Raw genomic sequence first — 20,474 nt, forward strand, 5'->3', positions numbered from 1 at the left:
ACCATGCATTGCCCCTTCTGCCGCCATGCCGATACGCAAGTCGTCGACTCGCGCGTATCCGAAGACGGCGCGACGATCCGCCGGCGCCGCCGCTGCCCGGCCTGCGACAAGCGTTTCACGACGTATGAGCGGGTCGAGCTGGCGTTGCCGTCGGTCGTCAAGAAGGACGGCACGCGCACGGAATTCGATCGCCGCAAGATTGTCGCGAGCATGCAACTGGCGCTGCGCAAGCGCCCGGTTGCGGTGGACGCGATCGAAGCGGCTGTCGCCCGTATCGAGTATCAGCTGCTCGGCAGCGGCGAGCGCGAGGTGCGTAGCGAGCGCCTCGGCGAACTCGTGATGAACGAGTTGCGCGCGCTCGACACGATCGCTTACGTCCGTTTTGCTTCCGTGTACCGGCGCTTCGAAGACGTCTCCGAATTCGAGGACGTGATCGAGGAATTCCGCCGCGCCTCTTCCCCGCCCAAGCCTTCCCGCAAGCGCTGAGCGCACGCGTGTCGCAGCTGAGCTGCGGTCATTCGCATTCATCGCCTCGCGCATTTCGCGCTTTTTTTCCCGCATCGCTTCTCCCGCCTCCGTGATCGATCGTCACGTGCATTGTTGCGCGCGCTAACGTCTGAATGCCACCTGGCCATTCGGACGATGGTCGGCGCGCTCGCAAATCGCTAGATTGGCTGCATCCTTTCGTAACGCTCAGGGGTGCAGATGAAATTCAAGGGGATTTACGGGCCATCGCGCGCCGGTTTCACACTCGTCGAAACGCTGGCGGTGATAGCGCTCGTGATGCTGATGGCCGTGATGGCGGTGCCGTCGTTCGCCGCATGGCATATGCGCGATCAGGTCGACGCGCGCTCGAAGGCGCTGCTGTCCACGTTCGCCTACGCACGCAGCGAGGCGCTGCGGCGCGGTGCGCGCATCACGGTGTGCCGCGTCGATGCGGCGCGCGTCTGTCTCGCGTCGGGCCAACCTTGCGCCGGCGGCATCGCCGACTGGGCCTGCGGCTGGGCCGTATTCGCCGAACGTGGCGGCAAGCCGTCCTTGTTGCGCGCGCAGCCGGCGCTCGCGGCGGTGAGCATCACCGGCGTGCAGACGGATATGACGTTCACGCCGCCGGCTGGGCAGGTGATCGGCGCGTTTCGAAGTTTTGATATCGCGCCGCGAAGCCCATCGAAATCGATGCAGGGGAACCCGTGGCGGCGCTGCATCAGTGTCGCGGCAGGAGGTCGCGCGCGGATCTCGGAGGGCGCGTGCGGAGCGACGTCGTGAGACAGCCCGCATTCAAGACCGGTTTGCGTGCGCACGCATCGGCTTGTGATGGCAGCTCGTTGATCGAGGTGATGCTGGCGGTCGCGTTGGTCGCGGTGAGCGCGCTGGGTTTGATCGCGGTTCAGGTGTGGACCGCACGCGAAGCGCGCGCGATGACGCTGCGCGAGAGCGCCGCGTGGATAGCCGACTCGATTGCCGAAGCGACGCGCACGCCTTCCACGGGCGATGTCGCGCTCAATCAATGGCGCACCTGGGCGAGCGTTCTGCTGCCGCACGGCGACGCATCGATTGGCGAGAGCGGCGCGGTCGCGGCGGCGCGCGTGACGTGGGCGTCCGTGCGGGACCGGCCCGCTTTGGGCGATGCGAGCGCCCAGCCGGCGGAGCCTTGCGGCGACGTCGATGCACCGGCTGGATCGTCGTGTGTCGCGTTGGCGTTCGCGAAATGAAGCGGCCGCATTGCCCACTCGGTCATACGCTAATCGAATTCCTGATCGCGATGGCGCTCGGGTTGCTCGTGATCGCGGGCGCCGTGTCCCTTTACACGGCGCAGCGCAACGCGTTCGTGCAGGCGAGCAACGCGACCCGGATTCGCGAAGCGGGCTTGACCGCGCTGATGCTGATCGGCCAGCAATTGCAGATGGCCGGCTTCGTCCCTGCCAATGTCATTGGCTACAACGCGGCGCCTGCGCTATTCGGCTGCTCGGGCGGTCGTCCGACCGGCGCCGACGACAGCCTCGCTTGCACCACGTTGAGCACCGGCTCGGATGGCGTCGCGATCCGTTACGTCGCAGACGTCGTATCGACATGGCCATCGTCGAGCGGTCAGGTCACCGACTGTGTCGGACAGGCCGTCAAAAGCAGCGACGCGGTCCTTGGCGATGAGGGCGCGCCGGTGGTCAATCGCTACTTCGCCAACGTCAGCGGCTCGACCGGCGAGCCGGAGCTTTACTGCGTCGGCAGCGGCAATGCGGGGTCCGCGCAGCCGCTGATCGAAGGCGTCGAGCGCGTGCGGTTGCGCTACTGGCTGGACGGCGCGGCGGATGCGGTGAATGCGTCAGCCGTGGCGGCGGATCAATGGGCGAACGTCGTTGCGGTCGATGTCTGCGTGCTGGTGCGCGGCGCGCCGCAAGGACAGCGTTCGAAGTACATCGACTGCGATGGCGTGAGTACACTCGGTACCGACCTGCGGCCTCGACAGGTGTTTTCCCGCCGCGTTGCGCTGCGTAATCGCGCGGAGTGCCGTCGTGATGGATCGCGGCACAGCAACGCAACGCGGCCGCGCGTACGACATATGCGGCAGGCCAGGCGCAACAGCGAAACACTTAGGTAGGCGAAATTGTCAGGGCGGTGCCCGAGGGGCACATCAACGCGGCGTCGTGCTAGCCATCGTGCTGTTGATCTCGGCCATGATGCTCGCCACGTCCGCGATATGGTTCGAAACATCGCTCGCGGCCGCTCGCGCGGCGACCAATGTGCGCGACTATCTGCAGGCTTTCCACGCGGCGGATTCGGCGCTGAGCTGGTGCGAGCGCAACGTGCTATCGGCAAGTGGCGACGCGCGCGATGCACCGCTCACATCCGGCGAGCCGACTCAATGGAGGCTTGAAACCGCGTTCGACGCAGGCGCCATCACGCCTGTGGCGCAATGGCCGGGATCGTCGCGCGCGCCGCAATGCCTGATCGAGCCTTGGCGTCTCGCGAGTCGACCCAACGCCAGCGCTTATCTGCTGACAGCGCGCGGCTTCGGGCGGAGCAGCGAGTCGCAGATCTGGTTGCAGATGGAGGTCGTGACCGAAGATGGCGCGATCGAACGTCATTGGCGGCGCGTTGCAGCAAGACCATTCTGAGGAACGCACCGACTGGACACGTATGAAAAGGCCGAACACATCCGCATTCACGCTGCTCGAACTCGTGATCGCGCTCGCGATTGCCGCCACGCTCGCCGCGTTTGCGATCCCTTCGTATCGCAGCCACATTGCGCGCACGCATCGCATCGATGCGGCGTCGGCGTTATATCGGGCTGCGCAATTCGTCGAGGCCGCGGCGAGCGATGGGGCGCCGGCCTTGCCACCGGGTATCGATCAGGCGCCGCAGTTCGGCGCCCCGGTGTATCGAGTGCGCGTGCTGCCCGCGGACGATACGAACGGCGGCTATTCGATCGAAGCGGCGCCCGCGGAAGCGGGCCCGATGCGCGACGACCCGTGCGGCACGTTCACGCTAGATGCGACGGGTCAGCGAGGCAATAGAAACGATGCGAGCGGCGCGACGCCCACAAGCAGCGAATGCTGGAATACCAGTTAGCGGGTGATTGAAGTCCGACACACGCAACCTTGCGAGCGGGAGGTCCGCCAGATCGCTGCCACTCGCAGCGGCCACGACGTCAATAGCCGCTTCGCAACGAATCGTCCCGCGCAGCCGGCGACCGCGCCGTAGCGGAAGCCGCCGCGGCCGCCCGCGCCGCCGCCGACTCGTTCTTCATCTGTTGCCAGATCCGGAACGCTTCCCACGCGCCGAGCGCAAGGCTGCCCCACTTGAGCGCGGGCTTCGCGCTCGCGACGACCCTCGCGCGCAGCGGTTTGGCGAGCAACAGCGAAGCGATCGAGCTGATGAGCGGGTACTGCTTGAGCAACGCGCCGATCGTGCCCGCGTTGAGCACGCTCGCCTTTGGCCCTTTACCGACGCGCACGCCGCCGAAGCCGGGGATCACGAACCTGAGCCAGCTGAAATGCGTGACGGCCTGGCGCAGTTCGAAGGCGGCCTGTGCGAGCTCGACGCGCTCGACGTCGGCGCGCACGAGCAGCAATTCCTTGCGCAGCGCCCGCAGATGCGGCGCGCTCAGATCCTTCGACGGATGGCGCTTGTTACGAAAGGCGGTATCAGGACGGGAAGGGCTCATGGCGTGTCGGCGGCGGTGAAGGTGAGGCGATGGATCGGATGCAGACGAACTTTCCCATCAGTCGCGGCTGCGAAACGCTTCGCGATCCTTTTCGAACTCCGCGAGGGTCGCTTCGAATACCATCGGCGCGTTGCGCAAACCGCTGCGCGCCTTCAGCGCACAGGCGAGCCCGGCAATCGCGTAGACCGCGGTGATGCCGGCAAGCGCCTGCCATCGGTAGGTGTCCCAGAAGGCAATGGCGACGAGTGCGGTCAACGCGATCAAGGCCATCGTGGCGAGCATCATCGCGGCAAGACCGAGAAACAGGACGCCGAGCAGGCGGTCTTTTTCCTCGGCGAGTTCGATGCCCACCAGTTCGAGCCGCGTCTGCAGGATCGCAAACACGGAACTGAGAATACGGCGCAACGGGCTGTGTTCTGCGCGCTGCGAGTGTGTTTCGGTCGTCATGGCTGTGGGCGTTGCGCGTGAGGGCCTAGCCGGCGCGCGCGCGCCAGCAGAAGGGGACCGGCGAGGCTCGCGCCGGTCCGCCCGTGTCGCCGGTGCGCCGGACCTGCCTGCTCCGGCGGCCTCACCGGCCTTTACTTGCGATTGATCAGCAGACCGACCACCACGCCGATGCCCGCGGCGATGCCGATCGACGCCCACGGATGCTCGTGCACGTAGTCGTCGGTGGCGCGGGCGGCCTTCTTGCCTTTTTCGACGACCACGACCTGAACGTCGGCTGCCTTTTCTTTCGCCTGCTTCAGGCGCGTCAGCGCGGTTTCGCGCAGTTCCGACGCGCGTTCGCCGGTAGCGCTCGCGGCCTGTTTCAGCAGGTCTTCAGCGTCCGCGAGGACGGTTTTGATATCCGACATCAATCTCTCCTTGTTGACTTCCGACATTGACAGCTCCCTTTGTCTCACGCTACGCGTAAATCGTAACCAAAGAAACGGTCGCTGGCGAGCATAGTGCCGGTTGCATGCCGCCGCTGCACGATCCGTTCCCGCCAGCGCGTGGCGCCAGACACCCGTTTGCGGGCACTCTGCTCCAGACCGGTATCTGGATTGAGTTGATCTGTCCCGCAAAGTTTCCGTCAAACGGGAGAAAATTACAAAAACACATAAAGTACTGACGCGATGTTGGTTCGCCGTGTACCACCGCGGCCTTATGCTTTATCGTGACTGGCCGTCGCGGGCACACGCCCGCGACCTTATCCGGATACCTTCCGAATACCTACAGGAGATGCACTATGAGTCTACGTCTTGGCGACATTGCGCCGGATTTCGAACAGGAGTCGAGCATTGGCCGCATCAGGTTTCACGAGTGGCTCGGCAATAGCTGGGGCGTGCTGTTCTCGCATCCGGCCGACTTCACGCCGGTCTGCACGACCGAGCTGGGCCTGACCGCGAAGCTCGCGGGCGAGTTCGAAAAGCGCAACGTGAAGACGATCGCGTTGTCGGTCGACAGCGCGGAGTCGCACAAGGAGTGGATCAAGGACATCAACGAGACGCAGGCCGCCAACATCGGTTTTCCGATTCTCGCGGATGGCGATCGCAAGGTCTCCGGGCTGTACGACATGATTCACCCGAACGCGAACGAAACGTTCACGGTTCGTTCGCTGTTCGTCATCGATCCGAACCGGAAGGTGCGTCTGATCATCACGTACCCGGCGAGCACCGGCCGCAACTTCGACGAAGTGCTGCGCGTGATCGATTCGCTGCAACTGACCGACAGTCACTCGGTCGCGACGCCGGGCAACTGGAAGCAAGGCGATGACGTCGTGATCGTGCCGTCGCTGAAGGACGAGGAAGTCATCAGGCAGAAATTCCCGAAGGGCTACAAGGCGTTGCGTCCGTACCTGCGCCTGACGCCGCAGCCGAACCGGTAAGCGGCGCGGCATGAACCAAAAAGCCGGTTCGAAGGAACCGGCTTTTTTGCATTATCGATACACCAGCATCGGAATCAGAAGAACGCCTGAATACCGGTCTGCGCACGGCCGAGGATCAGCGCGTGAACGTCGTGGGTGCCTTCGTAGGTGTTGACGACCTCGAGGTTCACCAGATGACGCGCAACGCCGAACTCGTCCGAAATGCCGTTGCCGCCGAGCATGTCGCGGGCGAGGCGGGCGATGTCGAGCGCTTTGCCGCACGAATTGCGCTTCATGATCGAGGTGATTTCGACCGCGGCCGTGCCTTCGTCCTTCATGCGGCCGAGGCGCAGTACGCCTTGCAGCCCGAGCGTGATTTCGGTCTGCATGTCGGCGAGCTTCTTCTGGATCAGCTGGTTCGCGGCGAGCGGCCGGCCAAATTGCTTGCGATCGAGCACGTACTGACGCGCGATGTGCCAGCACGCTTCGGCCGCGCCGAGCGCGCCCCAGGCGATGCCGTAGCGCGCCGAGTTCAGACACGTGAACGGACCGCGCAGGCCGCTGACATCCGGCATGATGTTCTCTTCCGGCACGAACGCTTCGTCTAGCACGATTTCGCCGGTGATCGACGCGCGCAGACCCACCTTGCCGTGGATCGCCGGTGCCGACAGACCCTTCCAGCCCTTCTCGAGAATGAAGCCGCGGATGTTGTCCTTGCCGTCTTCCTCGAGCTTCGCCCATACGACGAAGACGTCGGCGATCGGCGAATTGGTGATCCACATCTTCGAGCCCGACAACGAGTAGCCGCCATCGACCTTCTTCGCGCGCGTGACCATGCTGCCTGGATCGGAGCCGTGGTTCGGCTCGGTCAGGCCGAAGCAGCCGATCCACTCGCCGCGCGCGAGCTTCGGCAGATATTTTTCCTTCTGCGCGTCCGAGCCGAATTCGTAGATCGGCACCATCACCAGTGACGACTGCACCGACATCATCGAGCGATAGCCGGAGTCGACGCGTTCCACTTCACGCGCGATCAGCCCATACGCGACATAGTTCAGACCGGGGCCCCCGTACTGTTCGGGAATCGTCGGACCGAGCAGGCCAAGCTCGCCCATTTCGCGAAAGATCCCGATATCGGTCTTTTCGTGGCGGAACGCCTCCAGCACGCGCGGCAGCAGCTTGTCCTGCGAGTAAGCCGCAGCGGCATCGCGCACCATACGTTCGTCTTCGGTGAGCTGCTGATCCAGCAGCAACGGGTCTTCCCAGTGAAACTGCGCGGCTACGGCCATGACGTATCTCCTGATTTCTCGCTCAGAAACAGCTTGACTAGAGTTCCGCTTTGCGAAACAATGTTTTGCAAATGACGCCCGAGTGTATCACCCTATGACGCTGCCATCCACTTTCTCCGCTCCGCTCGACGAACGCAAATTCGTCGTCGCCCTTGCTCGCGGGCTGGACCTGTTGCGCGCGTTCCGGCCAGGCGAGACGATGCTCGGCAATCGAGATTTCGTCGAACGCACGGGGTTGCCGAAGGCAACCGTGAACCGGCTGGCCTACACGCTGACTGTGCTCGGCTATCTGCGGCTGGACGAGAGACACGGCAAATATGCGCTCGACGCGGGCGTGCTGTCGCTCGGTTTCGCGCTGCTGTCGGGCACCGACATGCTCGAACTGGCACGCCCGCACCTGCGCAGCCTGGCGCGCGAGGTCGGCGCGGCGGTCTCGCTCGGGTGCCGGGACGGGCTCGACATGGTGTATCTGGAGACGATTCGCAGCGAAACCGCATTGACGCTCGGCCTCGCATCCGGCTCGAAACTGTCGATGCTGACGAGCTCGATGGGCCGCGCCTATCTCGCCGTGCAGCCGCCCGACGCGCGTACCGCGTTACTCGCGGAACTGAAAAAAGCGGCTGGCAGAGTGGGGGCGATGCTCGTCGCCGAAGCCGAACAGGAGATCGCCGCGTTCGCGACCGAGCGATGCTGCTACTCGTTTCGTGCGTGGCATGACGACGTGAACGCAGTCGCGGTGCCGTTTCGCGAGCCGCGCGAAAAGCGCTGGCTCGTGCTCAGTTGCAGCGGGCCGGCGTCGTCAATGGGGGAGGAAGTGTTTCGCGAGAATGTCGCGCCGCGCCTGAAGGCGCTCGCGGCGCGGCTGGGGGAGCCGGGCTGAGGTAATGCCGCAGCGCCCCGGCTAACCGGGCCCAACCGTGTCACGCCGCCCGGTCGTGATAATGCGCGTTGAATAATGGCCCTTGCACGAACCGCACGTCGTACTGCTGTAGCGCGGAGAATTGCGCCTCATCCGTCACGCGATTGAAAATCAGCGGCACCCGCAGCCGGCCCGCGTAACCCACGAGCGGCTTCACGGTCGCGTCGCGCAATGCGGCTGCCGCATCCATCTTGATGAAGTCGAGCCGCGCGGTTTCGGATACCGACAGGATCTGCCCCGCGTTCGACAGATTGCCCGCCACCTTGAACCCGTAGTGCTGATAGCTGCGCGTCAGATAGCCCAGGAACGTCTTGTGTGCGACCGCCGCCGCCGGCAACTCGATCACGATGCGCGTCGGACTCAAATTGAACGAGGTCAGCACGCTCGAAAAATGCCGGCCGTGGTCGTACTTCACGCTCTTCAACAGCCTCTCGTGCACCCGCAGAAAAAGCAATCCATGTCGCTGCGGGCCGAAGAAGTTGATTGCGTGCAGCGCGCGCGACATGCGGTCTAGCGCGACCAGCTGCTGATCGTCGGCGATGTTGTCGAACGGATCGAACACCTCGAATGGCGGCGCGTCGAGCCGGTGCGTGACCGCCTGAAAGCCGAGTTCATCACCGAAGCGGTCGACCCCTTCCGCGCCGCATGACAGCGACTGCGCAAGCCCGTGCACGCTGATGTCGAAGATCGGCTCGTAGGCACTCGTGAGCTCGATGCCATCGAAATGTGCGAGCGCGATGCCGGCGTGCCCGCCTTGTCCCATTGCCAGATGCTCGCCGAGAAACGGGTGATGAGCGGCGCGGGCGATCAGATCGGGGATGGTCGGCGAAATCATGAAGGCAAATGAAAGGCGACGATGAACGCGCACCGGGCGCGTGGCAGCGCGACGCGATGGCCGCATTCATTGATGGTAGCAGTACGCGCCCTGCGCAGATTAACAAAAAATGCTCATATCGTTATTGGCCTCACGCTTATCGGCCGGGGATGAGCGCGGAATGACGAGGTTCGCGGGCGTGTTTCCAAGGGTATACGTTAGTTTCACTATTCGTAATTCGTTTTACTATTCGTAAAACACAATTTTAGAGGGGACGACCCAATGAGTGACCAACCCGCCGCCAATGTGATCGAAGTCGAGCGCGTGCTCGCCGAAACCGATCGCCCGGCTTTTCAGGCGATGCTGCTTGCGCTGTGCGGGCTATGTCTGCTGATCGACGGTTTCGACGCGCAGGCGATGGGCTATGTCGCGCCCAGCGTGATCGCCGAATGGCACGTCGCGAAAACCGCGCTTGGCCCGGTCTTCAGCGCGAGCCTGTTCGGCATGCTGTTGGGCGCGCTCGGGCTGTCGGTGCTGGCCGACCGCATCGGTCGCCGGCCGGTGCTGATCGGCGCGACGTTCTTCTTCTCGCTGTCGATGCTCGTCACGCCGTTCGTAGCGACGATTCCCGCGCTGATCACGCTGCGTTTCATCACGGGTCTCGGGCTCGGCTGCATCATGCCGAACGCGATGGCGCTGGTCGGCGAATTCTCGACGCCCGCGCATCGCGTCAAGCGCATGATGTTGGTGTCGTGCGGCTTCACGCTCGGCGCGGCGGTCGGCGGCTTCGTCAGCGCTGCGCTGATTCCGGCCTATGGCTGGCGCGGGGTGTTCTGGGTCGGCGGCGCCGTGCCGTTGCTGCTCGCGTTCGCGATGCTGGCGATGCTGCCGGAGTCGCTGCAGTTTCTGGTGCTGAAGGGCCGCAGCGAGCGCGCGGTGAGGTGGCTGGCGAGGTTCAACCCGGCTCTGCGGATCGACGCGAACACGCGGCTCGTCGTCAGCGAAAAGCGCAGCGACGGCGCGCCGGTCGCCGAGTTGTTCCGAGCGGGCCGCGGTCCGGTCACGCTGATTCTGTGGGCGATCAGCTTCATGAACCTGATCGTGCTGTACTTCCTGTCGAACTGGCTGCCCACCGTCATGCGCGACGCTGGCTACACGCCGGGCACGGCCGTGATCGTCGGCACGGTGCTGCAGACGGGCGGTGTGATCGGCACGCTGCTGCTCGGCTGGTTCATCGAGCGCGTGGGTTTCGTGCGCGTGCTGTTCGCGTGCTTCGCGCTCGCCGCGTTCGCGGTCGGCACGATCGGCGCGGTCGCGCATGCGCTGCCGTGGCTGCTCGTCGTCGTGTTCGCGGGCGGCTTCTGTGTGGTCGGCGGACAGCCGGCCGTCAATGCGCTTGCCGGGCATTTCTATCCGACCGCGCTGCGCTCGACCGGCATCGGCTGGAGTCTCGGCATTGGCCGGATCGGTTCGGTGATCGGGCCGCTCGTCGGCGGACAGCTGATCGCGTTGAACTGGTCGAATGCCGCGCTGTTTCATGCGGCGGCGCTGCCGGTGCTGTGCTCGGCGCTGCTGGTGGTCGTGCTCGCCGGTGCGACGCGGCAACCCAACCGCGCGTCCGAAGCGGAGCCGGCCTGAGCCTGACAGCAAAGATCACGTATCAACCGGGAAAGAATCGGGCAACTCGCGGAGAACCTTGTATGGATACCTCAACACGTACGCCGGCCGACGAACGCCTGCGTCCTGAAATCGAGCCCGGCTATCAGTCGGGTTTCGCGAATGAATTCGCGACCGAGGCATTGCCGGGCGCGCTGCCGACCGGCCGCAATTCGCCGCAACGCGCGGCCTATGGTTTGTATGCCGAACAGATTTCGGGCACGGCGTTTACGGCGCCACGCGGTCACAACCGTCGCTCGTGGCTGTACCGGATTCGTCCGGCGGCCATGCACAAGCCGTTCACTTCGATGCCGTCGGAGCGGCTCGTCGCGAACTTCGCCGAGGTGCCGCCGACGCCGCCGAACCAACTGCGCTGGGCCCCCCTGCCGATGCCCAGCGAACCGACCGATTTCATCGACGGCTGGGTCACGATGGCGGGCAACGGCTCGGCCGAAGCGATGAGCGGTTGCGCGATCCATCTGTATGCGGCGAACCGCTCGATGCACGATCGCTTCTTCTACAGCGCCGACGGCGAACTGCTGATCGTGCCGCAACAGGGGCGCCTGCATATCGCGACCGAAATGGGCCGAGTCGATGTCGAGCCGTTCGAGATCGCGGTGATTCCGCGCGGCGTGCGCTTCGCGGTCAGCCTGCCGGACGGCAGCGCGCGCGGGTATATCTGCGAGAACTTCGGCGCGCTGCTGCGACTGCCGGAACTGGGGCCGATCGGCTCCAACGGTCTCGCGAATCCGCGCGATTTCCTGACGCCGCACGCCGCATACGACGACCGCGAAGGCGCATTCGAACTCGTCGCGAAGATGAACGGCAATCTGTGGCGCGCGGACATCGGCCATTCGCCGCTCGACGTGGTCGCATGGCACGGCAACTACGCGCCGTACAAATACGACCTGCGCCGCTTCAACACGATCGGCTCGATCAGCTTCGACCATCCGGATCCGTCGATCTTCCTCGTGCTGCAATCGCAAAGCGACACGCCGGGCGTCGATACGATCGACTTCGTGATCTTCCCGCCGCGCTGGCTCGCCGCCGAAGATACGTTCCGGCCGCCCTGGTTCCATCGCAACGTCGCGAGCGAGTTCATGGGCCTAGTGCATGGCGTCTACGACGCGAAGGCCGAGGGCTTCGTGCCCGGCGGCGCGAGCCTGCACAACTGCATGACGGGCCACGGCCCGGACGCGGACACGTTCGAGAAGGCGTCGCATATCGATACCTCGGTGCCGAAGAAGGTCGACGACACGATGGCCTTCATGTTCGAGACCCGCACGCTGATCAAGCCGACGCGCTTCGCGCTCGAAACCGCGCAACTGCAGGCGCATTACTACGAGTGCTGGCAAGGCCTCGAGAAACACTTCAATCCGGAGCAACGATGAACGCGGTGAACGATCTCCAGGCGACGCTCGATGCGTCGCGCAAGAGCTGGATCGAGTCGGCCAACGACCCGGCTGGCGACTTCCCGATCCAGAACCTGCCGTTCGGCATTTTCAGCGACCGTGGCAACGACGCGCGTCGCGTGGGCGTCGCGCTCGGCGATCAGATCGTCGATCTCGCCGGATTGCAGGCCGCGGGTCTGCTGAACGTGCCGGCGCACAACGTGTTCGCGCGCGATGCGCTGAACGATTTCATCGCGCTTGGCCGCGACGTGTGGCGCAGCGTGCGTATCCAGTTGAGCCAACTGCTCGCGCGCGACACCGCGACGCTGCGCGACGATGCCGCGTTGCGCGCGAAGGTGCTCGTGCGCGCGGCCGATGCGCGTCTGCATCTGCCGGTGCAGATTCCGGGCTACACGGATTTCTATTCATCGAAGGAACACGCGACCAATGTCGGCGCGATGTTCCGCGATCCGAAGAATGCGCTGCTGCCGAACTGGTCGGAGATGCCGATCGGCTACAACGGACGGGCATCGTCGGTGGTCGTGAGCGGGACGCCGGTGCGTCGTCCCAATGGTCAGCTGAAGTTGCCCGACGAGGAGCGTCCGGTGTTCGGCGCGAGCCGCAAGCTCGATATCGAACTGGAGACGGGTTTCATCATCGGCGGCGGCAATGCGCTGGGCGAGCCGATCGCGTGCGAGGACGCGGAGGCGCACATTTTCGGCATGGTGCTGCTGAACGACTGGAGCGCGCGCGACATCCAGCAATGGGAATACGTGCCGCTCGGCCCATTCAATGCGAAGACCTTCGCGACGACGATCTCACCGTGGGTCGTCACGCTCGATGCGCTCGAACCCTTCCGCGTCGCGCAACCGGTGCAGGAGCCAGAGCCGCTCGCCTATCTGCGGCATCGAGGAAAGCATGCGTTCGACATTCACCTCGAAGTGACATTGCGTGCGCAACCCGCGCGGCAAGCGAGCACGATCGCGCGGACCAACTTCAAATACATGTACTGGACGATGGCGCAGCAGCTCGCGCATCACACGGTGGCGGGCTGCAATACGCGGGTGGGCGACCTGATGGGCTCGGGGACGATCAGCGGGCCGACCGAGGATTCGTACGGCAGCCTGCTGGAGCTGACGTGGAACGGCAAGAAGCCGCTGGCGTTGAAAGAGGGCGGCACGCGCACATTCATCGAGGACGGCGATGAGTTGACGCTCGTCGGCTGGTGCCAGGGCGACGGATATCGCGTGGGGTTCGGCGCGTGTGCCGCAGAGATTCTGCCGGCGCGAGGGTGAGCGCGCGGCAGTCACGATGAGCGAGGGCCGGCGCGCAATGCCGGCCCTCGTCGTTTGTGCGAGACCTTGGGCGTACGGGTCGAAATGAATCGGCGCGTCGTCCGCTTCACCCACCCAGCAACCCGAATACGGCCACCCCATTCGTCGTGCCGACATACACCTTGCCGTTTGCGATCAATGGTGTGATGAACTTGTTGCCCGTGCCGAACTGATCGCGCGTGCCCATCTGGTTGCTGTTGTACAGCTCGTTGAGCGCGATCGGGTCGAACGCATGCAAGGCCGCGATGGTGCCGTTTTCGGCGGCCCACACGATGCCGTTCGTGGTGCCGTTCGCCGAGATGCTCGGCGTCGTCCCGGGATAGGCGAACGTCATCGCGCTTTGCGCGGTCGGTGTGATCGACAGCTTCGCGTTGGTCACGGTGAACGCCTTCAGATGATCGCCGACCGAGCCGAAATACACGCGCCCGCTGAAATAGGCGGGCATGCCGAACTCGCCGCCGGCCAGCTGAGCGGGAATCTCCTGATAGATGTTGTCGGCCATCGGGTTGAACTTGCCCATCGAGTCGCGATTCAGCACGTAGATGGTGCTGTCCTTGCCCGCGCCGAGCGTCAGATGCTGTACGGTGCCGCTCGCGTCGGTCAGGTCCGGCAGCACCAGTGCGCCGCCGGAGCCGAGGTCGATGTCGTCGTTGGACTCCTGCACGACGTTCGTCATCGCGAAGTAGTCCGCCACCGACAGGCCTCCCGCCGTGCCGAGCTTCAGGAACGTATTGCCGAAATCCTTGCTGGCGGGGAAGCCGCTCGACGTCATCGTCGTGTCGAACGTGCCGTTGGCATCGAGCAGATAGATCGACGAGCCGTCCGACGCCGGTCCCGCGCCGCTCATCCAGATCGCGCCGCCGATGCCGTTAGGCGCCAGGTTGAGCAAGGTGGTCTGCTGCAACGTGTCGGCGCCGTAGCCCATGATCCAGCCCGTATAGCCGCCGTGGTCGCAGTGCGAGGTCCATGACGTGTAGACCGTGTTACCGAGCAACAGCAGCCCCGCGCGCTCCGCGTACAACGACGTGGTGAACGGCAAGACGCCGTTCGTATTGCCCGCGCCGCTGCCCGGGTAAGAGGCGGCGACTTCGGTGGGACCGTTCAGCAGCTCGGCGCCGGTCGCGAGGTCGAGCGCGTGAATGCGATGATGGTAGCCGCCGGCCGCGTCCTTCGACATCGCGACCACGTAGATCGTGCCGTGCGTGCCGCGCGAACGGTCGATCACCGGTGTCGAGGTGATGCCGATGGTGTTCACGATCTGGCTGCAGCCGAGGTTGTCGCTCGGGGTTTCGCCGGTGCCGAGTGTGCGCACCTGCCACAGGGTCGCGCCGGTGTCGGCATCGAATGCGTACACACTGTCGTTCTCGGTCGCGACGTACAGCACGTTGTGCGTGCCGCCCGCGATCGCCAGCGCAGCGACGAATAGCGGCTGCGCGTCGACCTTGCCGTCGACGCTAAAGAAGCCGACCTTGCCGAACGTCGAAGCCGCCACGTTGGCGGGCGTCAGCGTGGTTTCGCCGAGGTTCTGGCCGGTGCGCGCGATGTCGTCGTGATAGGTGAGCACGTCGCGCACGGCTGCCGCCGATGTGCCGCCCATCGGGGTGCCCGAGCCGCTGCCCGAGCCGCCGGTGCTACCGGTGGTGGTGCCGCCGCTCGTGGTGCCACCGCTGATGGTGCTGCCGCCGCTCGCTGCGGCCGGGGCCGATGCGCCGCTGCCGCCGGCGCCGACGCTCGCGCCCGTCGGGGCACTGCTGTTTCCGCCTCCGCCGCCTCCACAGTTCGCCGCGAGGATCGCGGCTACCGCGATCGCCGTGCCCAACAGGCTGGCACGGAGCAACAGGCGCATCGAGACCATGGCGGACTCCCCGTTGCTTGCGGCGGCGCCACGAAATATGGGCCGTTCGTCGAGTGTCCGCGCAACGTGGGTTGAGATTATCACCCTGCGTATAGATCGTAAAAGCCAGCAATTAGCGTCTAATCGTCAACTCGGCGCCCGCAGCGCGATCCGCGGACGCTCCCACCACGCCGCCGTCAGAAACGCGAGCGCCGCGCACAACAGCACGCCGACCACCGCATCGTGGCCGACCGTTTTCATCAACGCGCCGGCGACGAGCGGACCGCCAAAGCTCGCCGCGATCCACGACGCGCCGACCAGCGAACTCGCCGACACCAGCGCGACGCCGCGAAAGCGCTCGCCGCAGGCCACCACCGACAGCGTGTAGATCGCGCCCGCGGCCGCGCCGAGCACGACAACCTGGCACGATGGTCCGCACGCCGCGCCCGTCACTGCACGTCGCAAAAACTGTGTTCGCGGAAAAGCGTGAGTGGAAGCGGGTATTGGTCTCGGCGCCCGGCTCAAGATCTGTTGCAGATCGTTTCCACTCGCTGGCTGAAATGCTGTCGAACGAGGCCTTACCCTCAGAGCCGCTCGTCGTTGCTGGCGGACATCGAGCACTGGTGCATCGGCGCGGAACAGCGGCTGTCGCGCGCCGGAATGGAATACCCCATTTCGCGCATCGTCAAAATGCCTGGCAAGCTCACCCCGCCACCGCCACCCGCCGCTCGATCGACACCGACCACAACGTCAACAACAGCGCGCCGAGCGCGGTCGCGACGCCGACCCACGGCAGTGTCGTCAGCGGCGCGCCGGCGCCGATCGCCATGCCGCCGAGCCATGCGCCGGTCGCGTTGCCGAGGTTGAACGCCCCCTGATTCAGCGTCGACGCCAGATTCGGCGCGTGGCTCGCCCGATCGACGATCAGCATCTGCAGCGGCGGCACGATCGCGAATGCGAGCACCCCCCACACGAACACGGTCAGCATCGCCGGAGTGCGCGCGTGCATCGTGCCCGCGAACACGCACAGGATCACGACGATCGCCATCAGGAACGCGACCAGCGAGGGCATCAGCCGCCAGTCCGCGAGTTTACCGCCGAGCGTGCTGCCGACCGTCAGGCCGAGGCCGAACAAGAGCAGCACCAGGGTGACCGCGTGCGGCGTGAAGCCGGTCACGTCTTCGAGAATCGGCGTGATGTAGGTGAAGGTCGAAAACAGGCTCGCCGACGCGAGCACGCTGATACCGAGCACCATCAGCACCTGCGGGTTCTTCAGCACGCTGAATTCGCGCACGAGGCTCGCCTTGTGCATCTCGATCTTCGCGGGCAGGCACACCGCGAGCGCGGCCGCCGCCAGCACGCCGATGCCGGTCACGGCCCAGAAAGTAGCGCGCCAGCCGACCGCCTGGCCGAGCGCGGTGCCGAGCGGCACGCCGAGCACGTTGGCGAGCGTGAGGCCGGTGAACATCAGCGCGATTGCCTGCGCGCGGCGATTCGGCGCGACGAGCCCGGCCGCGACCACCGAGCCGATGCCGAAAAACGCGCCGTGGCAGAACGCGGTGACGATGCGCGCGGCCATCAGCACCGCGTAGCCCGGCGCGATCGCGCACAGCAGATTGCCGACGATGAACACGCCGATCAGGCTCATCAGGGCCTTTTTGCGCGGCATGTTGGCAACCGCGATCGCGACGATCGGCGCGCCGATCGTGACGCCGAGCGCATACGCGGACACCAGCATGCCAGCCGCCGGAATCGACACGGACAGATCGCGCGCGACATCGGGCAACAGGCCCATGATGACGAACTCGGTGGTACCGATTCCAAACGCGGCAACGGCAAGGGCAAGCAGAGGCAATGGCATGGCGATGATGGGGTGTGACGCGTGAAGCGGCGCGAAAAACGGCCGCCGGGCGGGCGATTCCGAAGGCGGAAACGCTGTCGCCGGCCAGGGGAAAACAGTAGGGGATTCTACCTAAGTCAAATCTGGCTTGCAGGCTGTCCGGAAAGCTGTTGTTTTTTGTGGAACGCGGCGGCGGGAGCCCGAGCCGCCGAGCGGCGTTCAGCGCCGCGCGAGGTTGCGCCCGAGTGCCACGCAGCCCGCATCCGTCAGCGCTTCGACCACGTTGCTGCGATCGTCGGGCTTGAAGTCGGCGATCCAGATCACGCGGCAATGTGCGGACGTGTCGGCCACGACCTGCAGCGTCGCATGATGATGCTCGAAGCGCCCGCCGCCCACCGAGTAGGCGAGCCGCATGTGGGCATCGTCGACGGCAATCACGCGTTCCTCCACCACGGTACCGTCGGCGAAGGTAACCCAGCGCAGGTCGCCTTCCATGCGCGCCGCGATCAGCACGCCCGCGAATACGCGGGCGACCCCGGCGGGATCGCGCAGCGCGGCCCATGCATCGGCCGCGGTGGTTGCTACGGCGATTTCCCGGTAGATCGTAGCCATCGCATTTCATCCTGTTCGTTTCGGGTAACCCAGGTCTCGTGCGCGCGGGAGTGTCGCGATCAGCGATTGCAAACCTGTCACCGATCGCGCGGCGCCGTCTTATCCGCGATCCGCGTCGAACGTGTCGCCATGACGGCCCGCGCCGGACACAAAGCGCGCCGCGCCCGCCACGCCCTCGGCGAAGACTGCCGCGTAGCCGCCCGCGCCTTCGCGCCGCAATGCCTCGGCGAGATCGTCCAGCGTGCTGTTCTCGAGCGTGGAGCGACGATCGGCGAGCAGCGCCGCCTGCGGAAACGCGGCGAGCTCCGCGGCCAGTTGCCCGGCAGCCGCGCGCGCTTCGCCCTTCGGCACCACGCGGTTGGCGAGCCCGAACGAAAGCGCCTCGCGCGCATCGACCGCGCGGCCGGTCAGGATCAGATCGAGCGCACGCGACAGACCGATCAGTCGCGGTAGCCGGATCGTGCCGCCGTCGATCAGCGGAATGCCAACACGCCGGCAGAACACGCCGAGCACCGCATCTTCCTCGACGACGCGCAGGTCGCACATCGCGGCAAGCTCGAGCCCACCCGCCACCGCATAGCCGGCGATCGCGGCGATCACCGGCTTGCTGAAATGCATGCGCGTCGGTCCCATTGGACCGGGGCCGCTGCCGTCCGCATGCAACTCGTTGCGGCGCGCGTCGTCGGCAAGCGCGCTGAGGTCCGCGCCCGCGCAAAACGTGCCGCCCGCGCCGAACAGCACGGCCGCGCGCCACGCGGGCTCCGCCTCGAAGCGGCTGAACGCGGCGCTCAACGCATCGGCCACCTGGCGATCGACCGCGTTGCGCTGCGCGGGCCTCTCCAGCACGATCGTAGCGATGCCGTTGCCGTCATTCGACTCGATTCGCACATGGTTATTGAAATATTGGTTGGCTATCATCGTTATGTACCTTAAGGGTACCTGAAGGTCGCTGCTGACCTGTTGATCCGGCAGTGTTACAGCACGCTCATGCAGCGTAATTAATCCGGTGAGTTGTCATGTTTCCATCACATCCGGCTCGTAGCGTTAGCGCTCTATTGATGCGCTGGCGTCCTGTCGCCAGCTTGCCGAGCCTACCTTTGTCCTTGCCTTTGCCCAATTCATCGCCGGCCGCCGCGCCAGCCTGCGCCGAAGCGGTGTGGGTCTTGCCGTTGCAGGACCACTCGTGGTACGACCATGTGCGCCTGAAGCGCGTATTCGTCACCGACGGCACACGTCACCAGGTTGTGCTCGTCGATCTGCGCAAGCTGCTCGTGTGCGCGAATCGCGACAACACCGATTACGTGCTGAAGCCAGTCGCCGAATGGCACGCGGGCAAGGTCCGCGGCATTCGCGAGTTTCTCGATCCCGACAGCCCGCGGATTCCGCAGATGCCCTACGTGACGATCTCCACGCGTCGCGCGCCGGGATTGCTCGGCTGGGTCGGCATCGAGCGCGAGGGGGTGGTGGCGTTTCGCAACGGCCAGCATCGCGCGCGCTATCTGGCCGAGGCGGGCGCGCGCTGGTGTCCGGTCGAAGTGCACGAGCGCGAGGCGGGATTGCTGAGTGAGCTGTGCGGCGCGGCCGATGATGCCCGCACCGCGATTCGCGCGACCCAATTGGGCAGCGACAGCGACGTCTAACTTTCGCGCTCCGCGGCAATTCGCGTACGCCACGGTTATCACGGCTACCCCGCCTGCACGACGTTGCGCGGCGTGCCCGCCTGCCACGCCGCGATGTTCGCGAGCGTGGTCTGCGCGATCTCGGTCATCGCCTCGCGCGTGAAGAACGCCTGGTGCGCGGTAACGATCACGTTTGGAAACATCAACAGACGCGCGAGCACGTCGTCCTGTAGCGGCAGATTCGAATGATCCTCGAAGAAGATGCCGCCTTCTTCCTCGTACACGTCGAGCCCGAGATGGCCGAGCTGGCCGTCCTTCAACGCGCCGATCAGTGCGTTCGCCTCGACGAGCCCGCCGCGCCCGGTGTTGATCAGCATCGCGCCGCGCTTCATCTTCGCCAGCGCGGCGCGGTCGATCAGGTGATAGGTGTCGGGCAACAGCGGGCAATGCAGACTGACGACGTCCGATTCGGCGAGCAAGGTATCGAGCGGCACGTAGCGCGTGCCGAGCGCGAGCAGTTCGTCGGCCGGCGGCCCCGGATCGTAGGCGAGCACCTGCATGCCGAAGCCCGCCATGATGCGCGCGAACACCCGGCCGATGGTGCCCGTGCCGATCACGCCGACCGTCTTGCCATGCAGGTCGAAGCCGAGCAGCCCGTGCAGCGAGAAGTCGCCTTCGCGCGTGCGCGCGACCGCACGCGGCAGGCGCCGGTTCAGCGCGAGAATCAGCCCGACCGCATGTTCGGCGACCGCATACGGCGAGTAGGCCGGCACGCGTGCGACCGGCATGCCGAGCCGCTCGGCCGCCGCGAGGTCGACGTGATTGAAGCCCGCCGAGCGCAGCGCGATCATGCGCGTGCCGCCCGCATGAAGCCGTTCGAGCGTGGCGGCGTCGACGCTGTCGTTGACGAACGGGCAGACCACGTCGTAGCCATGCGCGAGGATCGCGGTCTCGCTGTCGAGAGGGGATTCCTGGAAATGCAGTTCATAGCCATGCGCGGCATTGGCCTCGGTGAATGTATCAACGTCGTATTGACGACTGCTGAACAGGATCGTGCGCATATCGGGCTCCGAAGAAGCTGTCTCTCGATGTTAGGCGACTTCGCGAATGAAAGAGTAGGGTGATGTGGTGAACGCGGGTACCGCTCGCGCATGACGGCTG

The 20,474-nt window shown here is 65.4% G+C and carries 22 protein-coding genes and 1 pseudogene; 12 read left to right on the forward strand and 11 right to left on the reverse strand.

Translation table 11 applies throughout. The features are described 5' to 3' along the window. Positions 1-3: 3 nt before the first annotated feature. From nrdR to OKW41_RS43340, 6 genes are all read left to right on the forward strand, one after another. Positions 4-486 (forward strand): transcriptional regulator NrdR, encoded by a 483-nt coding sequence (nrdR, locus tag OKW41_RS43315; RefSeq protein WP_008919734.1) that lies wholly within the window; start codon positions 4-6, stop codon positions 484-486. A gap of 219 nt (positions 487-705) precedes the next feature. After that, positions 706-1,266: a GspH/FimT family pseudopilin gene (locus OKW41_RS43320; protein ID WP_429453049.1), complete on the forward strand. Its 561-nt coding sequence runs from the start codon at positions 706-708 to the stop codon at positions 1,264-1,266. Next, positions 1,263-1,712, forward strand: a complete 450-nt coding sequence (locus OKW41_RS43325) for a type IV pilus modification PilV family protein (protein ID WP_429453048.1) — start codon at positions 1,263-1,265, stop codon at positions 1,710-1,712. Before OKW41_RS43320 ends, OKW41_RS43325 begins: the two co-directional genes overlap by 4 nt. Beyond that, the gene (locus tag OKW41_RS43330; RefSeq protein ID WP_429576212.1) at positions 1,709-2,596 is read left to right on the forward strand and encodes a PilW family protein; all 888 of its coding nucleotides are present in this window, start codon (positions 1,709-1,711) and stop codon (positions 2,594-2,596) included. The genes OKW41_RS43325 and OKW41_RS43330 overlap by 4 nt, the downstream gene beginning before the upstream one ends. Positions 2,597-2,642: 46 nt before the next feature. Further along, complete coding sequence (locus OKW41_RS43335; protein ID WP_187617853.1) at positions 2,643-3,113, forward strand: pilus assembly PilX family protein; 471 nt, start codon at positions 2,643-2,645, stop codon at positions 3,111-3,113. A 22-nt stretch (positions 3,114-3,135) separates the two neighbouring features. Further along, the gene (locus OKW41_RS43340) at positions 3,136-3,567 is read left to right on the forward strand and encodes a type IV pilin protein (protein ID WP_018419513.1); all 432 of its coding nucleotides are present in this window, start codon (positions 3,136-3,138) and stop codon (positions 3,565-3,567) included. A gap of 79 nt (positions 3,568-3,646) precedes the next feature. On the opposite strand, the gene OKW41_RS43345 is transcribed toward OKW41_RS43340, so the two are convergent. From OKW41_RS43345 to OKW41_RS43355, 3 genes are all read right to left on the reverse strand, one after another. Then, complete coding sequence (locus tag OKW41_RS43345) at positions 3,647-4,162, reverse strand: DUF3318 domain-containing protein (RefSeq protein WP_429453041.1); 516 nt, start codon at positions 4,160-4,162, stop codon at positions 3,647-3,649. A gap of 57 nt (positions 4,163-4,219) precedes the next feature. Beyond that, positions 4,220-4,609, reverse strand: coding sequence for a phage holin family protein (locus tag OKW41_RS43350; RefSeq protein ID WP_429453039.1), 390 nt, complete (start codon positions 4,607-4,609; stop codon positions 4,220-4,222). Positions 4,610-4,740: 131 nt separating this feature from the next. Next, complete coding sequence (locus OKW41_RS43355) at positions 4,741-5,043, reverse strand: DUF883 family protein (protein ID WP_026225611.1); 303 nt, start codon at positions 5,041-5,043, stop codon at positions 4,741-4,743. A 347-nt stretch (positions 5,044-5,390) separates the two neighbouring features. Between OKW41_RS43355 and OKW41_RS43360 the strand changes: the two genes are divergently transcribed. Further along, on the forward strand, positions 5,391-6,029 hold the full coding sequence (locus OKW41_RS43360) for a peroxiredoxin (protein ID WP_429576213.1): 639 nt from the start codon (positions 5,391-5,393) through the stop codon (positions 6,027-6,029). Between the two features lie 74 nt (positions 6,030-6,103). Here the strand turns inward: OKW41_RS43360 and OKW41_RS43365 are convergent, their stop codons facing one another. Continuing rightward, positions 6,104-7,294 (reverse strand): acyl-CoA dehydrogenase, encoded by a 1,191-nt coding sequence (locus OKW41_RS43365; protein WP_429453035.1) that lies wholly within the window; start codon positions 7,292-7,294, stop codon positions 6,104-6,106. A gap of 94 nt (positions 7,295-7,388) precedes the next feature. On the opposite strand from OKW41_RS43365, the gene OKW41_RS43370 reads away from it, so the two are divergent. Beyond that, a complete protein-coding gene (locus OKW41_RS43370) occupies positions 7,389-8,174 on the forward strand; it encodes an IclR family transcriptional regulator (RefSeq protein WP_429576214.1) in 786 nt (261 codons plus the stop codon). 40 nt (positions 8,175-8,214) lie between these two features. Here the strand turns inward: OKW41_RS43370 and OKW41_RS43375 are convergent, their stop codons facing one another. After that, positions 8,215-9,048 (reverse strand): EAL domain-containing protein, encoded by an 834-nt coding sequence (locus OKW41_RS43375; protein WP_429453032.1) that lies wholly within the window; start codon positions 9,046-9,048, stop codon positions 8,215-8,217. Positions 9,049-9,309: 261 nt separating this feature from the next. On the opposite strand from OKW41_RS43375, the gene OKW41_RS43380 reads away from it, so the two are divergent. The 3 genes from OKW41_RS43380 to fahA all read left to right on the forward strand — a co-directional run bounded on the left by OKW41_RS43380 (position 9,310) and on the right by fahA (position 13,369). After that, positions 9,310-10,665, forward strand: a complete 1,356-nt coding sequence (locus tag OKW41_RS43380) for an MFS transporter (protein WP_429576215.1) — start codon at positions 9,310-9,312, stop codon at positions 10,663-10,665. A gap of 62 nt (positions 10,666-10,727) precedes the next feature. Next, positions 10,728-12,074 (forward strand): homogentisate 1,2-dioxygenase, encoded by a 1,347-nt coding sequence (hmgA, locus tag OKW41_RS43385; protein WP_429576216.1) that lies wholly within the window; start codon positions 10,728-10,730, stop codon positions 12,072-12,074. Beyond that, on the forward strand, positions 12,071-13,369 hold the full coding sequence (fahA, locus tag OKW41_RS43390) for a fumarylacetoacetase (protein WP_429453027.1): 1,299 nt from the start codon (positions 12,071-12,073) through the stop codon (positions 13,367-13,369). The genes hmgA and fahA overlap by 4 nt, the downstream gene beginning before the upstream one ends. A gap of 106 nt (positions 13,370-13,475) precedes the next feature. Here fahA and OKW41_RS43395 read toward each other — a convergent pair whose 3' ends face one another. The 5 genes and pseudogenes from OKW41_RS43395 to OKW41_RS43415 all read right to left on the reverse strand — a co-directional run bounded on the left by OKW41_RS43395 (position 13,476) and on the right by OKW41_RS43415 (position 18,612). Beyond that, a complete protein-coding gene (locus OKW41_RS43395; protein ID WP_429576217.1) occupies positions 13,476-15,263 on the reverse strand; it encodes a pyrrolo-quinoline quinone in 1,788 nt (595 codons plus the stop codon). A 126-nt stretch (positions 15,264-15,389) separates the two neighbouring features. Next, a pseudogene (locus tag OKW41_RS43400) lies at positions 15,390-15,656 on the reverse strand (MFS transporter); the annotation flags it as partial. Positions 15,657-15,945: 289 nt separating this feature from the next. Next, entirely contained in the window at positions 15,946-17,103 is a 1,158-nt protein-coding gene (locus tag OKW41_RS43405; RefSeq protein WP_429453023.1) for an MFS transporter, read from the reverse strand. Between the two features lie 198 nt (positions 17,104-17,301). After that, entirely contained in the window at positions 17,302-17,694 is a 393-nt protein-coding gene (locus OKW41_RS43410; RefSeq protein ID WP_429576218.1) for an SRPBCC family protein, read from the reverse strand. 99 nt (positions 17,695-17,793) lie between these two features. Beyond that, positions 17,794-18,612, reverse strand: coding sequence for a crotonase/enoyl-CoA hydratase family protein (locus OKW41_RS43415; RefSeq protein ID WP_429576219.1), 819 nt, complete (start codon positions 18,610-18,612; stop codon positions 17,794-17,796). 140 nt (positions 18,613-18,752) lie between these two features. Here OKW41_RS43415 and OKW41_RS43420 point away from each other — a divergent pair, with 140 nt between their 5' ends. After that, a complete protein-coding gene (locus OKW41_RS43420; RefSeq protein ID WP_429576220.1) occupies positions 18,753-19,334 on the forward strand; it encodes a plasmid fertility inhibition factor family protein in 582 nt (193 codons plus the stop codon). Between the two features lie 44 nt (positions 19,335-19,378). Here OKW41_RS43420 and OKW41_RS43425 read toward each other — a convergent pair whose 3' ends face one another. Beyond that, positions 19,379-20,374 (reverse strand): 2-hydroxyacid dehydrogenase, encoded by a 996-nt coding sequence (locus OKW41_RS43425; RefSeq protein ID WP_429576221.1) that lies wholly within the window; start codon positions 20,372-20,374, stop codon positions 19,379-19,381. Between the last annotated feature and the right edge of the window lie 100 nt (positions 20,375-20,474).

It is taken from the genome of Paraburkholderia sp. UCT70 (genome assembly GCF_050434085.1).
GTDB classification, from domain to species: domain Bacteria; phylum Pseudomonadota; class Gammaproteobacteria; order Burkholderiales; family Burkholderiaceae; genus Paraburkholderia; species Paraburkholderia tuberum.

Bases quoted from the DNA above. Each gene is read 5' to 3' on its own strand.
- nrdR (WP_008919734.1), top strand. From the start codon at position 4: ATGCATTGCCCCTTCTGCCGCCATGCCGATACGCAAGTCGTCGACTCG.
- OKW41_RS43320 (WP_429453049.1), top strand. From the start codon at position 706: ATGAAATTCAAGGGGATTTACGGGCCATCGCGCGCCGGTTTCACACTC.
- OKW41_RS43330 (WP_429576212.1), top strand. From the start codon at position 1,709: ATGAAGCGGCCGCATTGCCCACTCGGTCATACGCTAATCGAATTCCTG.
- OKW41_RS43340 (WP_018419513.1), top strand. From the start codon at position 3,136: ATGAAAAGGCCGAACACATCCGCATTCACGCTGCTCGAACTCGTGATC.
- OKW41_RS43345 (WP_429453041.1), bottom strand. From the start codon at position 4,162: ATGAGCCCTTCCCGTCCTGATACCGCCTTTCGTAACAAGCGCCATCCG.
- OKW41_RS43350 (WP_429453039.1), bottom strand. From the start codon at position 4,609: ATGACGACCGAAACACACTCGCAGCGCGCAGAACACAGCCCGTTGCGC.
- OKW41_RS43355 (WP_026225611.1), bottom strand. From the start codon at position 5,043: ATGTCGGAAGTCAACAAGGAGAGATTGATGTCGGATATCAAAACCGTC.
- OKW41_RS43360 (WP_429576213.1), top strand. From the start codon at position 5,391: ATGAGTCTACGTCTTGGCGACATTGCGCCGGATTTCGAACAGGAGTCG.
- OKW41_RS43365 (WP_429453035.1), bottom strand. From the start codon at position 7,294: ATGGCCGTAGCCGCGCAGTTTCACTGGGAAGACCCGTTGCTGCTGGAT.
- OKW41_RS43370 (WP_429576214.1), top strand. From the start codon at position 7,389: ATGACGCTGCCATCCACTTTCTCCGCTCCGCTCGACGAACGCAAATTC.
- OKW41_RS43375 (WP_429453032.1), bottom strand. From the start codon at position 9,048: ATGATTTCGCCGACCATCCCCGATCTGATCGCCCGCGCCGCTCATCAC.
- OKW41_RS43380 (WP_429576215.1), top strand. From the start codon at position 9,310: ATGAGTGACCAACCCGCCGCCAATGTGATCGAAGTCGAGCGCGTGCTC.
- hmgA (WP_429576216.1), top strand. From the start codon at position 10,728: ATGGATACCTCAACACGTACGCCGGCCGACGAACGCCTGCGTCCTGAA.
- fahA (WP_429453027.1), top strand. From the start codon at position 12,071: ATGAACGCGGTGAACGATCTCCAGGCGACGCTCGATGCGTCGCGCAAG.
- OKW41_RS43395 (WP_429576217.1), bottom strand. From the start codon at position 15,263: ATGGTCTCGATGCGCCTGTTGCTCCGTGCCAGCCTGTTGGGCACGGCG.
- OKW41_RS43405 (WP_429453023.1), bottom strand. From the start codon at position 17,103: ATGCCATTGCCTCTGCTTGCCCTTGCCGTTGCCGCGTTTGGAATCGGT.
- OKW41_RS43410 (WP_429576218.1), bottom strand. From the start codon at position 17,694: ATGGCTACGATCTACCGGGAAATCGCCGTAGCAACCACCGCGGCCGAT.
- OKW41_RS43415 (WP_429576219.1), bottom strand. From the start codon at position 18,612: ATGATAGCCAACCAATATTTCAATAACCATGTGCGAATCGAGTCGAAT.
- OKW41_RS43420 (WP_429576220.1), top strand. From the start codon at position 18,753: ATGCGCTGGCGTCCTGTCGCCAGCTTGCCGAGCCTACCTTTGTCCTTG.
- OKW41_RS43425 (WP_429576221.1), bottom strand. From the start codon at position 20,374: ATGCGCACGATCCTGTTCAGCAGTCGTCAATACGACGTTGATACATTC.